General features: G+C 61.5%; 13 protein-coding genes. 3 read left to right on the top strand and 10 right to left on the bottom strand.

Annotated elements, in window-relative coordinates; all coding sequences use genetic code 11:
- Positions 1-41: 41 nt before the first annotated feature.
- From BN77_RS05545 to bglB, 3 genes are read right to left on the bottom strand one after another with little or no spacing between them, the layout of a single operon-like run.
- On the bottom strand, positions 42-2,528 hold the full coding sequence (locus BN77_RS05545; protein ID WP_007529339.1) for a hypothetical protein: 2,487 nt from the start codon (positions 2,526-2,528) through the stop codon (positions 42-44).
- On the bottom strand, positions 2,525-3,361 hold the full coding sequence (gene kduI, locus BN77_RS05550) for a 5-dehydro-4-deoxy-D-glucuronate isomerase (protein ID WP_007529342.1): 837 nt from the start codon (positions 3,359-3,361) through the stop codon (positions 2,525-2,527). Before kduI ends, BN77_RS05545 begins: the two co-directional genes overlap by 4 nt.
- Complete coding sequence (gene bglB, locus BN77_RS05555) at positions 3,358-4,458, bottom strand: beta-galactosidase BglB (protein ID WP_007529344.1); 1,101 nt, start codon at positions 4,456-4,458, stop codon at positions 3,358-3,360. Before bglB ends, kduI begins: the two co-directional genes overlap by 4 nt.
- A 113-nt stretch (positions 4,459-4,571) precedes the next feature.
- On the opposite strand from bglB, the gene BN77_RS05560 reads away from it, so the two are divergent.
- Positions 4,572-5,633, top strand: coding sequence for a LacI family DNA-binding transcriptional regulator (locus tag BN77_RS05560; RefSeq protein WP_007529347.1), 1,062 nt, complete (start codon positions 4,572-4,574; stop codon positions 5,631-5,633).
- Between the two features lie 174 nt (positions 5,634-5,807).
- On the opposite strand, the gene guaA is transcribed toward BN77_RS05560, so the two are convergent.
- From guaA to BN77_RS05575, 3 genes are all read right to left on the bottom strand, one after another.
- Complete coding sequence (gene guaA, locus BN77_RS05565; RefSeq protein ID WP_007529349.1) at positions 5,808-7,370, bottom strand: glutamine-hydrolyzing GMP synthase; 1,563 nt, start codon at positions 7,368-7,370, stop codon at positions 5,808-5,810.
- A 93-nt stretch (positions 7,371-7,463) separates the two neighbouring features.
- A complete protein-coding gene (locus BN77_RS05570; protein WP_007529351.1) occupies positions 7,464-8,102 on the bottom strand; it encodes a 5'-methylthioadenosine/S-adenosylhomocysteine nucleosidase in 639 nt (212 codons plus the stop codon).
- Positions 8,099-8,548 (bottom strand): PaaI family thioesterase, encoded by a 450-nt coding sequence (locus BN77_RS05575; protein ID WP_007529354.1) that lies wholly within the window; start codon positions 8,546-8,548, stop codon positions 8,099-8,101. The genes BN77_RS05570 and BN77_RS05575 overlap by 4 nt, the downstream gene beginning before the upstream one ends.
- A 244-nt stretch (positions 8,549-8,792) precedes the next feature.
- On the opposite strand from BN77_RS05575, the gene BN77_RS05580 reads away from it, so the two are divergent.
- Positions 8,793-9,854: a glycoside hydrolase family 25 protein gene (locus BN77_RS05580; protein WP_040676782.1), complete on the top strand. Its 1,062-nt coding sequence runs from the start codon at positions 8,793-8,795 to the stop codon at positions 9,852-9,854.
- 44 nt (positions 9,855-9,898) lie between these two features.
- Positions 9,899-10,474, top strand: coding sequence for a dienelactone hydrolase family protein (locus tag BN77_RS05585; protein ID WP_007529359.1), 576 nt, complete (start codon positions 9,899-9,901; stop codon positions 10,472-10,474).
- Between the two features lie 33 nt (positions 10,475-10,507).
- On the opposite strand, the gene BN77_RS05590 is transcribed toward BN77_RS05585, so the two are convergent.
- From BN77_RS05590 to BN77_RS05605, 4 genes are all read right to left on the bottom strand, one after another.
- The gene (locus BN77_RS05590; protein WP_007529361.1) at positions 10,508-10,960 is read right to left on the bottom strand and encodes a TspO/MBR family protein; all 453 of its coding nucleotides are present in this window, start codon (positions 10,958-10,960) and stop codon (positions 10,508-10,510) included.
- A gap of 61 nt (positions 10,961-11,021) precedes the next feature.
- Complete coding sequence (locus BN77_RS05595; RefSeq protein ID WP_007529363.1) at positions 11,022-12,110, bottom strand: DUF1513 domain-containing protein; 1,089 nt, start codon at positions 12,108-12,110, stop codon at positions 11,022-11,024.
- A 4-nt stretch (positions 12,111-12,114) separates the two neighbouring features.
- Positions 12,115-13,209 (bottom strand): imelysin family protein, encoded by a 1,095-nt coding sequence (locus BN77_RS05600; protein ID WP_007529365.1) that lies wholly within the window; start codon positions 13,207-13,209, stop codon positions 12,115-12,117.
- Positions 13,209-14,747 (bottom strand): di-heme oxidoreductase family protein, encoded by a 1,539-nt coding sequence (locus BN77_RS05605; RefSeq protein ID WP_007529366.1) that lies wholly within the window; start codon positions 14,745-14,747, stop codon positions 13,209-13,211. The genes BN77_RS05600 and BN77_RS05605 overlap by 1 nt, the downstream gene beginning before the upstream one ends.
- Between the last annotated feature and the right edge of the window lie 8 nt (positions 14,748-14,755).

Here is a 14,755-nt window from a genome sequence, read left to right on the forward strand (position 1 = left end):
TGGGACGGCGCCGACTTCTCCCGGCCGACGCAATTCCTGTCTTACCGGGCGGCGAGCATGGTCACCTCGCCGGCCACGGTGAAATCCTTGGCGGCGGCATTGCGCCCTTCAGCCTCGGTCGAGCCGTCATTGCGGAAGACGACGCGGCCATAGTCCGGATCGTTGACGACAAATGCGCCGTCGGCGGTTTCCTCGACCGAAAGCGCAGCAAACCTGGCTTCCGCCTCGGAAAGCCCTTCGGCTTCGCAGACCCTGACGACCCAGCGTGTCTTGTGCCCGCCCTGGCGCAGCTCCGCATTGGCCGACGGACCGTCGGTCACCGGGACCAGCTCACTTCCACCGATCAACACAACGGCGCCGCGGCCACTGCGCGCAAGCGCGAGCCTGCCCTTGACCTTGCTCTCGTCGAACTCGGCGACTGGGAACCAGGCATGGGTGAAATTCGGTTGTTCGCTGAGGGTTTTAAAGTCGAGTACGGCCAGCCCCCTGTACTGGTGGGCACGAGGGAGGGTGCCGCAACCACCCCAATAGGATGGCCGGCCGTACCCGAACTGAATGGTTTCGCCCGGATGGTTGATCCAGATCGCCGCTTCGGGGCGTTGTCCAAGGCGCAGGTGCAGCACCGTTTCCTGATAGCCCCATTCGTTCCAGCGATAATGCGCCGCCGAGCCCATGGCGAAATGTCGGCCCTTGTAGTGGTAGAGTGCTGCGAAGCGGTTTTCGCCCTGGGCGAAGCGCCACTCCTGATGGGCTGCCTCGTCCTCATGGCAGGCAACGGTAGCAAGTGCATCCGGCACAACGAGGCCGTGGTCGCGCAGGCAGATGGCAAGCTGCGGCAGCGCGTGCACGCGGCGGCCGTACCAGCCCTTGCCCCAAAGCAGACGGGCGACGGCCGAAAGCTCGAGCGAGCGACCGGCACAAAGCGTGTGCTCGTAGGAGCGCCCTTGCGCTGCCGTCATCATGCCGTGATGGGCCGAGCGGGCGATGATCTCGCAGAGACGGACAATGCCTCGTTTCGCCCTTTCCGCGATGTCCGCGTCCGGCGAGAGTGCCGCCAGCGCCGTCAGGCCCTTGAGGTCGATCGGGAAATAGGGCGCGGAGTTGAACTCCGCCATTTCCCAGGCTTCGAAGTGATCGAGCCAGGCGCGGACCCGCATCGCACCGACGGCGCCCTGCTCGCTTCCCTTGCGGCCCGAGCGGAGGAAGGTCGCGTTCGGGAAGAGATGGCCTGCAAGATAGGCCGAGGTATGGAACAAGAGCGCGTGGTTTTCGGAGAAATACCACTGCACATCATTGCCGGGCTCATCCATCCAGTAGCGGAAGCCAAGGATCGCCTGGTCGATGCGGTCACGGGTCGTTGCTCCGATATCCTGGCCCCAGCTGGTGCGCGACCAGATCAGCGGTACCAGCGAAAAGTCGGCGCAGTCGTGGCAATCCTCTATCGAGGGTAGGATCTCCTCGATCATGGCATCCGTGTCGGCGCCGCCGCGACCGCTCGCAAGCCGTGCGAAAGCGCGCACCGTATCGCGTTCGGAGAAGCGTGAGATTTCGTCCAGCGTCTCGGTGATCCGGGCACCAAGCGTTTCCGGCGCCTTGCCCTGACGGCCGGCATGGCAGATCTCGACGCCGAGCGACCGCGATGCGACGAAACCGCCCGCATCGAGCGTGATGCGAAAATGGCGGAAGTCGGCCGGCGTCTCCTCCGAGGGCCCGATTGTCAACCTCTTGTCGCCGGCTTTCAGCACGAAGTCGTGGTCGAAGCGCTCGGTCGACATGAAGTCGCCTTCAACCGCGACATTGACCTCCACGTCGAGCGGCAGGGCGGTGGCGAAGTTGAGCGTGATGTCGCCTTCGAAATAGGCGGTGCGGTCGAAATGCATGCCGTCGAGCGCGGTTTCGATATCGGCGGCCGCAGCACTTTGGCAGGGAACCGGCAGCGCCACGTGGGCAGCCGGCCCGGAGAGATAGTCGAACTGGAAGAAATAACGCGCGTCGCGCTCGGCGAGGTCGTCGAAGAAGATCGTGATCTCGTTGAGCCCGGCATTGAGGGGCAGATCGAACTCCGCCTTGGCCTCGAGGTTGCGGCTATAGGGTGCCATCCAACCGATTTCGGTGTCGTTCAGGAAAATCACCGCGCCGCCGCAAGTACCGAGGCGGATTTTCGCGGTCCCGGAAGCCTCGGCTTCGATCGACGTGCGGGCCCAGGTCGCAAGCCGCGTCGGCCGGAACCAGAAGCCCGAGAGATCGAGCCGAGGCGAGCCGAAGGGCAGCCACCAACGGGTGGCCTCGAATGTGCCGCGCACATCGGGCCGCTTGCCACGAAATTGCTCGGCGAAGACCGTCCGGCAGGGATACTCGTGCGGAATGAAGTTCTTGTGTTTGGTCAGGAAGAAGAAGGGGTCCATTTCGCCCTTCATCGGCTGATCCATTACGTCGAACCGCTCTTCGGCGATGACGCCGAGCTGCCAGTAGCCAACGGCGTGCCCCGCGGCGAGGCCCTTCTTCAGATGGAAAATCTTATCGCTCATTTTAGCTCAGCCAAGGCTACGGGGGTGACGTCGTTGTATTCCTGGTTTTCGCCGGTCATGCCCCAGACAAAGGCATAGGTGCCGGTGCCGGCGCCCATATGAATCGACCAGGCGGGAGAAAGCACCGCTTCACCATTTGCGACGATCAGGTGCCGGGTTTCTTCCGGCTCTCCCATCACGTGGACGATCCGGTCTTGCGGGGCCATGTCGAAATAGCAATAGGCCTCCATCCGCCGTTCATGCACATGTGGCGGCATGGTGTTCCAGGCGCTGCCTTCGGCAAGGTCGGTGATGCCCATCAAAAGCAGACAGGAGGGGATCACTTCCGGATGGATGTACATCACGAGGCGCCGCCTATTGGAGCGCTTGACGTCGCCGAGTTCGAGTGCTTTTGCGTCTGCCTTCTTGACCAGCCGGTGCGGCAGATCGGCGCCGGCGGGCACCGAGTTCATGTAAAAGCGGGCCGGTTTGTCAGGGGACTCGCTCGAAACGACGATTTCCTTTGCGCCGCGCCCGACATAGAGCACATCGCGGTTCTCGAGCACGAAGCTCTTGCCGTCGACGGCGATCGTCCCCGTGCCGCCGAGATTGGCTATTCCCATCTCGCGGGCCGAAAGCAGGTAGGACGTCCCGATATCGGCGCCGGACCCGAAGAAGACGCTCCTGGTCTTCGGCATGGCGCCCCCGAGGATCAGCCGGTCGACATGGGTATAGGTAAAGTTCACCGCATCCGCCGCAAAGAGATCGCTGATCAGGAACTCGCGGCGGAGCCGCGCCGTGTCGTAACCTTTGACATCTTCGGGGCTGGCCCCGTAGAGAACCTTCATCGTCATGCTGCCCGTCCTTCCGCGCCGACATGCTGCAGGGCTTCGGAGAGGCACAGGATTGCCAGTGCCTGGCCGTAGCCGGTCGGCTGAATTGGGATGTCCTTGTAGAATTGCAAGTCGTGGCCCATGCGCGTGCCGTAGGAGACATTGAGCACAGTGCCGCTTTCATCGATGTTGCGCATTACCGCCTCAAGCGCCCGCAGACCGGCCTTGCGCCAGACCGGCGTGCCGTAGCCAAGGCGATAACCCTTGAGCAGGCCGTAGCCTATGCCGGCCGTCGCCGAGATTTCCTCATAAGAAGTCGCGTCGTCGAGCAGCGTGCGCCAGGCGCCGGAGGCGGTCTGCAACGGCAGCAGCGCCTCGACCTGGGTGACGAGTACGCCGCGCAGGTATGCCTTGATCGGTGCGGCGATCTCCGCGAGGTCGAAGAGGTCGAGCATGCCGGCGGTGATCCAGGCATTGCCGCGGGCCCAGCGGGCGCGAGCAAAGTTGTGCCGGCCGTCAAAGGTCCAGCCGTGGAACCAGAGACCCGACTGGGTATCGGCGAGATAGCGGACGTGCACAAGGAACTGCCGCGTGGCTTCGTCGACGAGCTCACGCCGGCCGCTTGCCTGACCGTAGGAGGCGAGGAACAGGGCGACCATATAGAGCGTGTCGTCCCAAAGCTCGTTGTTGTTGACCTTGTCGGAGACATGGTGCTCGAAGCCGCCTTCCGGTGTGCGGCCCATTTCACTGACCACTCGGTTTGCCCATTCGTCGAGCAGCGGTTTCCAGCGGGGATTTCCCGTTTTTGCCCAGAGTACGGAAAGGCCGAGCATCGGCGCGGTCGTGTTGACATTGAGTTCCGGCAGGCCGGCGGCAAGGCGTCCTTCGTACCAAGTCTCGATGAGCTGGCGGATGTCGTCGCGGCCAGTGAACAGCCAAAGCTTGATCAGACCATAGAGGCCAACGCCCTGCGGCCATTCCCAACTGTCGAAACTGATGTAATCCCCGGCCGTGCCGTCGAGATTCGGTTCATCGAACCGTCCGTCATGCTTGAGACCGGTCATGCCACCGACAAGACGATCGAGACCCATGCGAATGTCGTGGGCGTTCGGGCCCATGGCGCTCCTCCGTTTTATGCCGCTCTTCCTCGGCTCCCAAGGGCGATAAAGGCATGATGATTTCTCTTGCGCAACATGAAAATTTTTCTCATATTGCGACAATGGAGGTTCGGATGATCGCAAAACCGCTGCCGGGCAAACGCGGCAAAAAGAGCAAACGGGTTCGACTTGAGGACATCGCCGAAGCGTGCGGAGTATCGCTCAGCACCGCGTCGCGCGCCCTTGCCCGCGAAAAGGGTGTGCGAGCGGAAATCCGCCAGCGTGTGCTAGAGGCGGCGAAGAACGCCAATTACGTCGTCCCTACGGCGGTCGCCGGGCAGAAGGTAATCGTTGCAGCGTCGAGCGCCGCGATGATCGACTATGTACGCAACCAGTTCACTCTTTACGTGCTGGAGGGGCTGAAGGAACGCGCGCAGGCGCTCGATCTCGAGATCGTGACGCGGCCGATCGCCGACCAAAGCGAAGAACTGGCGGTTCTTGCCGAGGCCGAGCAGGACGAGCAGGTCGCCGGTCTCCTGTTTCTTACCATCGACGATGAGCGCTTGCTCGCAGCGACGCGGGGCTTCGACAAGCCAGTCGTGTTGCTCAATAGCGACGACCCGTTCATGCGGCTATCGAGTGTCACTCCCTGCAATCGCTCGAGCGCGCGGCTGGCGACCGACCACCTGACCGATCTCGGACACAAGCGCATCCTGTTCTTGATGCGGCCGGGGCGTCGAACGATCGAGCGTCGTTACGAGGGCTGGCGCGATGGGCTGCTGGCGAAGGGATTGCCTGTCACGGATGACCTGCTAGTCACCGTCGACGACTGGTTGCCGGAACTGGCAATCCAGGCGATGACGCAGCGGATCACGAAGCGGGGGCTGGATTTCACCGCGGTGCTGGCCGCCGGCGACAGTCTTGCAGTCGGTGCCATGCTTGGCATCCAGCAGAAGGGGTTCTCAGTTCCGGGAGATGTCTCGGTTATTGGCATGGACGACCTGCCGCAGGCGGCGTTCGTCAATCCGCCGCTGACGACGATGCATATTCCGATGCGCGAGATCGGTTCGGTGGCACTCGACCTTTTGCGCGATACGCTCTCCGGCTTTCCGGCGCCACCGCGGCGGGTGGAGCTCGCTTGCAACCTGGTGGTGAGGGATTCGACAGCAAAGGCATGTCAGACGTTCTCACGGTGAAGGCCTAGGGCCTTAAGGGTAGCATCGGTCAACACACCCACTCCTCCTAGAAAACACCGTCACGTCTTTTTGGAGGGCACCGCGCCAAAAGTTGTCGATAGGCACACCGATGATTTTTATATCAGCCGCTTATGTCGAAGCGCGGCGCATTTTGATGGTTCGGACGGGCGTGGATCACTCCCACTCGATCGTACCGGGCGGCTTCGAGGTGACGTCGTAGACGACACGATTGATGCCACGTACCTCATTGATGATGCGAGTGGCTGCGCGGCCGAGAAATTCCATGTCGTAGTGGTAGAAATCGGCGGTCATGCCATCGACAGAGGTCACGGCACGGAGCGCACAGACGAATTCATAGGTGCGCCCGTCGCCCATGACGCCGACGGTCTGGACCGGAAGCAGCACGGCAAATGCCTGCCAGATCGCGTCATAGAGACCGGCCTTACGGATTTCATCGAGATAGATTGCATCGGCTTCGCGGAGAATCTCCAGCTTTTCGCGGGTGATGCCACCCGGGCAGCGGATCGCAAGACCAGGGCCGGGGAATGGGTGGCGACCGATGAATGAGTCAGGCAGTCCGAGTTCCTTGCCGAGCACGCGCACTTCGTCCTTGAAGAGCTCGCGCAGCGGCTCGACGAGCCGCATATTCATGCGCTCCGGCAGGCCGCCGACATTGTGGTGCGACTTGATCGTCACCGACGGGCCGCCGCTGAAGGAAACGCTTTCAATGACATCAGGATAAAGTGTGCCCTGGCCAAGGAAGTCGGCGCCGCCGAGCTTCTTCGCCTCCTCCTCGAAGGTCTCGATGAACAGCCGACCGATGATCTTGCGCTTCGTCTCGGGGTCGCTGACGCCTTCGAGCTCGCCGATGAACTTGGCAGAGGCGTCCACGTGGATCAGGTGCAGATTGTAGTGTTCGCGGAACATGGCGACGACATTGGCCGCCTCATCCTTGCGCATCAAGCCGTGATCGACGAGCACGCAGGTCAGCTGGTCGCCGACGGCTTCGTGGATCAGCAGTGCGGCAACCGAGCTGTCGACGCCACCCGAAAGGGCACAGAGGACACGCTTGTCGCCGACCTGCTCGCGGATCGCTTCGACCGCCTTCTGACGATAGGCCGACATCGACCAGTCGCCCTTGATGCCGGCGATGTTATGAATGAAGTTGGCGATCAGCTTGGCGCCGTCAGGCGTATGCACGACTTCAGGATGGAACTGCACGCCATAATACTTGCGCTTCTCATCGGCGATGAAGGCATAAGGCGCGTTAGGCGAAGTCGCGACGACCTCGAAGCCCTCGGGGAGTGCCGTGACGCGGTCGCCGTGGCTCATCCAGACCTGATGGCGCGAGCCCTTCGACCACAGACCTTCGAACAACGCGCTGTCTTCGTCCACCTCGAGAAAGGCGCGGCCGAATTCGCGGTGATGGCCGCTTTCGACCTTGCCGCCGAGCTGCATGCACATCGTCTGCTGGCCGTAGCAAATGCCGAAAACGGGCAGGCCGCTGTCGAAAATGATCTGGGGTGCACGGGGCGAGCCTTCATCGACCGTAGAGGCCGGGCTGCCCGAAAGGATCACGGCCTTGGGCTGCAGGCGCTTGAAGCCTTCTTCGGCGGACTGGAAGGGAACGATCTCGCAGTATACACCCGTTTCGCGCACGCGGCGTGCGATCAGCTGGGTTACCTGGCTGCCGAAATCGACGATGAGGACGCTGTCTGGATGTGCTGTCTGGGTCATGGCGAGCCTTTAATGAAAAGCACCCGGTCTTGCAATCTGCGAAATCTTCCGCTTCAGGATTTTATTGTGCTGATTGTCCCTGTTTCTCAAGGCCTAGAACCAGAATACGCCGTCCTCCAGCGCCGTAAACAGGCTGTCGACCGCATAAGACAGCTTGCGATCGATGACGTGCAGGTATTCCGTCCAACCGGAAATGTGCTGTAGTTCCTCTGCGCCATCGGAGATCCCGCGCAGGCCGATCAGCGGCAGCTCGTAGGCCTGGCAGGTGCGCAAGATCGCGAAGGTCTCCATGTCAACCATGTCGGCCGCGATAGCGTTATAGGCCTGCCCTGACACGACGTTGCCGCCGGTGGAAAGGCTGGCCTCCTGAATGCCGGGGATTCTGAGTGGCAGATCGACGATGGCCGGCAGGTCAAGGAACGGCGTGCGTCCCTTTTCGAAACCCAGGGGCGATGCATCCATATCGCGATAGGACACCGACGTGGCCTGGTAGACCTCGGTCTGTTCGAGCTTTGCAGAGCCGGCCGAGCCGAGCGACACGACGAGATCAGGCAGCTCGTCGGTCTGCTCCAATCGCGCCAGGGCCCGCGTTAAAACGATGGCCGCCTCGACCGGGCCGACGCCTGTCATCAGCGGCTCGAAGCGAGAGCGCAGGAATGGCCCATATTCAGCCTCCGCCGCCATCACGAACAGAATGGATTTGCCGGCGACCGATTTCAGCTCAAACTTCATCCCGAAATACCCTCTCTCCCACGGATGATCATCATGGTGCTTGTCATGGAAGCAATCAGTTTTGCCGGTCCGTCGCCGATCGTGTAGCCGCGCCCGTCCGCAACGATAATGTTCGATCCCGGTTTGGTGATCTCGCCTCGAAAGAGGAAGCGATCGCCGCGGCCGGGCGACAGCAGATTGACCTTGAATTCGATTGTCAGAACAGAGGCCTCGGCATCGATGACGCTGTAGGCGGCGAAGCCGCAGGCAGAATCGAGAGCGGCGGAGATCACGCCGGCATGCAGAATTCCATGCTGCTGGGTGAGTTTGACGTCGAATGGCAGCTCGATCTCGACCATTGCCCGCTCGACACGGGTCAATTCGGCACCGATGGTCTGCAGCGCCGCCTGGCGGGCAAAATTCTGGCGGATTCGCTCTTGGAAATCGCCGCTGTCGTTGTCAGTCATCGTCGCGCCTTTCTTGCGAGCGCGAAAGTGGCATGGTGCGCCGCGTCAGACAAGCGGTTCGCGGAAATGAGTTAAAAGAACGCTCTCGCTCTTCGCTGCTGGCTGTCATTTGGGATGCTGTGCCAGCGTCGGGCGCAAATATTGGATTCAGTCTTTTTTGGTAAATCTCCGTTAGTCATTGCTTTTCGATGGGTCCCCGGCGGCAGCGAATCTGTCGTCGCAGTTGTTTTGCGTGCGGGTTTTTATGCGTCTATCGGCTACGCCAGCTTTCTTCCTTGCTTGCCTCGCGTTGTCGAGCTGTACGTCCAGTTTGGCACCGGACAGCCTCGTTGCGGGAGTACCATCGCGGGAGACAACCAGCTCGGTAGCGCGCCCAAGCGCGCCAGTGCCGGCAACGGCTGTGCCGTCACCCGATGTCGCAGAGACGCCATCGCCAACCGCGCCGCGACAGGAGGAATTGGCCTGGGCCGGCCCGGTACCCCAGCCGCAGGCCTTCACGCCGCAGCCAGGCGTGGCCGCTGCGCCGATGCCTTTGGAAAGGCCGGCTGCTTCAGTTGCACCCGCCGTGTTGGCCCCAGCAGCACCTGAAGTTGACGAGGAGCAGCCGACCCGTTCGCGGATCTACAATCATCGCTTCCGCGACGTCAAACCGATCAATTTTGGCTCCTCGTCGCCCAGAAAGCTCGCCGTCCACGGCGTCGATGTTTCGCGCTGGCAGGGAGACATCGACTGGCAGAAGCTGAGAACGCAGGGCGCGAACTTCGTCTACATCAAGGCGACCGACGGCGGCGATCACCTCGATCCGATGTTCCGGAAGAACTGGCGGGACGCAAAGCAGGCCGGAATAAAGCGCGGCGCCTATCATTTTTTCTACTGGTGCCGCACGGCGGGCGAACAGGCAGACTGGTTCATCCGCAATGTTCCCCGGGAAGCCGGAGCCTTGCCACCGGTTATCGACGTCGAATGGAATGGCGAGTCAAGCTGCAAGCGGCGAGTCTCGCCCGAGAAGGTTCGCGAGAAGATGCAGGTCTTCATGGACAAGCTTGAACAGCACTATGGTCAGCGACCGATCATTTACACGGCGCCCGATTTCTACCGTGACAACCTAAAGGGCGCCTTCCTGAACTATCCTTTCTGGCTGCGTTCGGTTGCGGCACACCCGTCAAAGGTCTATCCCGGACGCCGGTGGGTATTCTGGCAGTATTCGGGCTCAGGCATCTCGCATGGCGTCGATGGACGGATCGACCTGAATGTCTTCCACGGCAGCGAAGACGACTGGCACGACTGGGTCGCCAGATCAAACTGAGGCGCTGCCGGTCCCGCCCGCGAGAAACGATCGGGAGGTCCGCCATGGCAGAGGTCGTGCTGTTTCACCACGCGCTTGGATTGACGCAAGGCCTTATCGCCCTTGCTGAAGACCTGCGGGCCGCAGGGCATGTCGTCCATGTGCCTGACGTGTTTGCCGGCCAGGTGTTCGACACTCTGGGCCAGGGTGTCCGGCATGCTCAGGAGATTGGGTTCGGCGAGATCATCCAACGCGGAGTCCGCGCCGTGGATGGGCTTGCGAGTGAGCTCGTCTATGTCGGTCTTTCCCTGGGAGTTCTACCAGCACAGTATTTGGCTCAGACACGCGCCGGTGCGCGGGGCGCGGTCTTTCTTCACGCCTGCTTGCCGCGTTCGCAGTTCGGCCCGGCCTGGCCAAAGGACCTACCCGCCCAGATCCATGCGATGGACGCCGACCCGTACTTCGTTGGAGACGGTGACATCGAGGCGGCGAAGGCGCTGGTTGCCGAGTCGGCTGACGTCAGGCTTTTCCTCTATCCGGGCGATGCGCACCTTTTTTCCGACCGGTCGCTCGCGGCTTTTGATCCAGCCGCGGCAGCTGTTCTTGAACGGCGATTGCTCGATTTTCTCGCCAGTAGATAGCGGTTCGACCCCGTCATCGTGGTAAGCTGCGCCTCAGTTCAAATAGACGATCGAGGCATTGAGCAAGGTCGCGAAGCCAACCCAGGCTGCATAAGGCACGAAAAGCAGTGCGGCGGTCCGATCCGAATTCCAGCGATTTGCAGAAAAGGCGAGGATCAGTGCCAGCAACAGGACGATGATGACCAACGAGGCCGACAACATGCGCAAGCCGAAGAAGAATGGTAACCATAGAAAATTGAACACCATCTGCCAGGCCCAGATAAGCATGCCGACCGAAAGGTGCCCACGCAACCACGTTCGCGCGCCCGCGATACCTATCAAAGCGTAGAGTGCGAGCCAGACAGGCCCGAATATCCAATCAGGCGGATTGAACGGCGGCTTGGTGAGAGATTGGTACCATTCCGCCGGTAGATTGTTGACACCGATAGCGAGCCCCCCGCCCAGCGCGACGGCGATGAAGACGACGTAGGTCAGGGCTTTGCTCATCCGCTGGAGATAGGGCAGCGGCCCCCTCCAACCAGATTGCTAGCGATGTTTTGCGCACAATTCAGATGGCCGCAATGCGCACGATATGCTGGTCCCAGGCAACGTCGCTTTGCGTCGACAAAAAATCGCCTTGATAGGACGACACGGCAAAACCGGACGTGGCTGCTGCAATCCCCGCAGCGTCAGGGATGATCTCTTCGCGGAGCACTCGGCCGGTCCTCGCGTCGATCATCACGGAGGCGCCGCCCTTGGGCGAGGTGACGCCGACCAATCCTTCGGCGCGATTGACCGCGATCGCGCCGACATAGTTGGCAAGCCGGCGTGTCGTCTCTACCGGCAGATCGATGAAACGCAGGTCTTCTCCTTTCGCGAAGGAGCCGACGAGCGGCGGCAGATCGTTGCGGTGCCCTTCATATTGACAGGCAAACCAGATGCGGCCGCTCGCATCGACATCGACGTGTCGGGTGGAGAGTTGTGCCCATTGCGATGGCAGAGAGTGCTTTTCGATCAGCGATCCCGTTGCCGTGTCGATCAGGGTCAGCGACGGCTGCATATTGGATAGATTGAGCTTCGTGCGGCCGAAATCTGGATGCGTTTCAATGCCGCCATTGGCAACGATCAGCATGCGCCCGTTGTCGGATACCCTCATGTCATGCGGACCCACACCGTAGGTCTCGAACTCGGCGATCCGCTCAAAGCGGCTCGTCGCGTCGTAAAGGCCGATCACGCCGCGATTGGCTTCGAATGCGTTCTCGCTGGCATAGAGGAGGCGGCCGTCCGGCGAAAAGGCGCCATGGCCATAGAAGTGGCGTCCCTCGGCGGCGACAATGGTGATGGGCTCCCTCTTGCCTCGAGGATCGAAGATCATTGCATAGAGGCCGGGGCGACGAGCAAATGCGACCGTTCTTCCCGTCTTTTGGCTGAAGGCCATGCCATGCGCTCGCGCCGGAAGCGCGACTTGATCAACGATTTCGCCGCGCTCCGAGACCGTGGCAATGGCATAGGTTCCGTTTGCCGTTCGCATACCAGACGCGTAGACGGCATCCGCCCGCTCCAGCGCCATAAGCGCTCGCGGTTGAAGCGCGGCTAGGAAGGTCAGCCCAGCGGCTTTCACGAAACTGCGCCGGTCGATCGCCGGACTGGTCCACATGGCTTCAATCGCCGTCGGAGAAGGAGAAGCCGGCCGACAGGCCGATCGCCGAGCCGTAGTCGTCGCTGACCTTCCTGATCAGTTCGCGCGTGCTGACAAGAAGCGCATCGAGCTTTTCTTTCTCGGCGGCGCTTGTCGCGGCTTCGATATCCGGGTTGAGCTTCGGCACCGTTTCCAGCAGCGACTTGAAGCTGGCATCGATCGCATCGGCGACCGGCTTCTTGTCGGCAGGCAGAAGTTCAGCCATGCCGGCTTTTTGCCAGAGTGTCCGCAATCCCTCAAGGTTCGCCGCCATCGACTTCCACGTGTTCTTTGAACGCCAGTAGATCGCCATGTGCGGACGCGGCGTGGTGTCCTTGCCCTTGTAAAACTGCTCGAGCCGCTGATCGCGGACAGTCTCCGCGCCGTGGACGAGGATCCCAAGCAATGCGGTCACCGCCTCCTTGTTGTCCATAAAGTCTGCGCTCTGTGGGCCGGGATGCTTCCAACTTGCCTGCACACCGTCAGGCTTTTCCCAAGCTGCGACGACCTCGCCGGCCTCGCGCTGGATATTGCCCGCGACGGCCGCGCCATAGAGGCACCGGAAGCTGTTCTTCTGCGTGGTCAGATCTTCGGCGCCGGTACCGTAGAGCACGTATTCAAGCGCGGTTAGTCCCTGCACTGCCACGCTTTTTCCGGCTATCGCGTCGACCGTCGTATCCTTCGGATCGGCCTTGGCGATCAACGCCTGAACTTGCTTCAGACCGACACCCTTGCGATCGGGGTAAAACAGGATGTGCTCGAAAAGATTGTCCTGGATAGCCGGCCCTGCCTGAACGATTTCGATAACCGACCAATAGCGGATCGTGTCATCGAAAGCCGACCTCGCCTTATCGAGCTTCTGCTGGGTCGCGTCGTCGCAGAGATCCTTCATCGCCGCCGTCAGGCGCGCTGCCGATTGCTGGGCATTGCGATAGCCGGGGCGGATCACCTCATCGACTGCCCGCTCCATCACCGCTGATACTGCCTCGTCGTTCAAGCCGGCTTGCGGTGCAGGGATTTGTGCGGCAGCGGAGGTGGCAAGGGCAAGGGAAAGAAGAAGAGGTTGCCAAAGGCGCATCAAAGGGACTCCAGGAATGTAATCAGTGCCCGCCGGTCATCCTTCGGCAGGGATGCGAAAGCGTCACGCGCCTTTTGCGCCTCGCCGCCATGCCAGAGAATCGCTTCGGTGAGATTTCTGGCGCGGCCGTCGTGGAGGAAAAAGCTGTGCCCGCTGACAGTCTGGGTCAGACCTATACCCCATAGCGGCGGCGTGCGCCATTCACGTCCGTTCGCGCTGCCGACTTGTTGTCCATCCGCAAGACCCTCGCCCATGTCGTGCAGCAGCAAGTCGGAATATGGCCAGATCAGTTGGAAGGATCGGACCTTGTCGGCCCCGTCCTTGTGGGTGACGAACTTCGGCACGTGGCAGGAAATGCAGCCGCTTTCATAGAAGATCCTCTTACCCTGCAGGGTCTCTGGGAAGCTTGCTTTTCGCCGGGCAGGGACGGCGAGGTTGGCGGAATAGAAGGTAACGAGGTCGAGGATCGGCCCGGGCGCCTCCTCCTTGCCAAGCCCTTCCTGCACACCGCTCGGCATCTCCCGGCATTTCGCTTCGGCCTTTGTGCAATCGCCATAGGGGTCTGGTCGGTCCGCCGTCGAAATACCGATATCGTTGGAGAAGGCATCCGCGCTCTGGTCGCGCACACTTGCATTCTGCGCCTTCCAGCCGAAGCGACCGAGCGCAATCTTGCCGGTGCGGTGGTCGCGCACGATTGCGGGCTTGCCGTGGATGCCGTCCCCATCAGCATCTTCCGGATCGGCGTGAGCCAGGATGTCGGCCTCTGGAACCGCCTCAATCAGACCGAGGCCGATCATCGCGGGTGCCACACGCGGCGAGATCGTTGTTGCCGGGTCGAGCGGCCCATAACCAAGGTCGACAACCTCGTATGTCGGGCGGCGCAGTGAGACCGTCTCTCCGTCGCCAAGCGCCACAGGCTCCTCGGCGTAGCGGATCGCCATCTTGCCTTCGGAGGGAAGGCCTGGAACCGCAAGATCCTGCAATTGGCGGCCATAGATCCGGTCTGGGAAGTTTATGATCTCAGCGTTGGCGACCGCGTGCTGCTCGTCAGGCGTTATTGCCGGGCGCGCGAGGCGCAGGAACATCGAGGTGGCGCTGACACCCCCTTCCGGCGGCTTCCCACGGCCGTCGTTCAAGTGGCAGCTCATGCAGGAACGGGCATTGAAGAGCGGCCCCAGGCCATCCGAGGCCCGTGTCGAGGACGGAGCGGAGACCCAAAGCTTCTTGAATAGCGCATTTCCGAGCCGGAACGGCTGCTCTTCATCAAAGGGAATTGTCGCCGAGATGTGCGAAAAGGAGTTTTCGGTGACCGGCTCGATGGACGTCGCGCTACCCGCCTGCATCGCTTCGTATTGCTCGGCCTTGGAAAAATCGGTGGTCGGTCGCGTCACATCGGCGACGCGTCTCATATCCGAGTTGGAAAGGTCGGTTCGCTGTGTCGGAAGATCGAAACCGGAGGCCAGAGCGACAGAAAATCCGGCAATCGCGGCGCAGAATGCTGCGCTACTGAGAAGGTGACAGACCGGTCTGGGAGGCATGCTGGATT

This window comes from Rhizobium mesoamericanum STM3625 (assembly GCF_000312665.1).
GTDB classification, from domain to species: domain Bacteria; phylum Pseudomonadota; class Alphaproteobacteria; order Rhizobiales; family Rhizobiaceae; genus Rhizobium; species Rhizobium mesoamericanum.

What these genes read in the sequence shown, in the direction of transcription:
- BN77_RS05545 (WP_007529339.1), bottom strand. Translation starts at nt 2,528, where the DNA reads ATGAGCGATAAGATTTTCCATCTGAAGAAGGGCCTCGCCGCGGGGCAC.
- kduI (WP_007529342.1), bottom strand. Translation starts at nt 3,361, where the DNA reads ATGACGATGAAGGTTCTCTACGGGGCCAGCCCCGAAGATGTCAAAGGT.
- bglB (WP_007529344.1), bottom strand. Translation starts at nt 4,458, where the DNA reads ATGGGCCCGAACGCCCACGACATTCGCATGGGTCTCGATCGTCTTGTC.
- BN77_RS05560 (WP_007529347.1), top strand. Translation starts at nt 4,572, where the DNA reads ATGATCGCAAAACCGCTGCCGGGCAAACGCGGCAAAAAGAGCAAACGG.
- guaA (WP_007529349.1), bottom strand. Translation starts at nt 7,370, where the DNA reads ATGACCCAGACAGCACATCCAGACAGCGTCCTCATCGTCGATTTCGGC.
- BN77_RS05570 (WP_007529351.1), bottom strand. Translation starts at nt 8,102, where the DNA reads ATGAAGTTTGAGCTGAAATCGGTCGCCGGCAAATCCATTCTGTTCGTG.
- BN77_RS05575 (WP_007529354.1), bottom strand. Translation starts at nt 8,548, where the DNA reads ATGACTGACAACGACAGCGGCGATTTCCAAGAGCGAATCCGCCAGAAT.
- BN77_RS05580 (WP_040676782.1), top strand. Translation starts at nt 8,793, where the DNA reads ATGCGTCTATCGGCTACGCCAGCTTTCTTCCTTGCTTGCCTCGCGTTG.
- BN77_RS05585 (WP_007529359.1), top strand. Translation starts at nt 9,899, where the DNA reads ATGGCAGAGGTCGTGCTGTTTCACCACGCGCTTGGATTGACGCAAGGC.
- BN77_RS05590 (WP_007529361.1), bottom strand. Translation starts at nt 10,960, where the DNA reads ATGAGCAAAGCCCTGACCTACGTCGTCTTCATCGCCGTCGCGCTGGGC.
- BN77_RS05595 (WP_007529363.1), bottom strand. Translation starts at nt 12,110, where the DNA reads ATGTGGACCAGTCCGGCGATCGACCGGCGCAGTTTCGTGAAAGCCGCT.
- BN77_RS05600 (WP_007529365.1), bottom strand. Translation starts at nt 13,209, where the DNA reads ATGCGCCTTTGGCAACCTCTTCTTCTTTCCCTTGCCCTTGCCACCTCC.
- BN77_RS05605 (WP_007529366.1), bottom strand. Translation starts at nt 14,747, where the DNA reads ATGCCTCCCAGACCGGTCTGTCACCTTCTCAGTAGCGCAGCATTCTGC.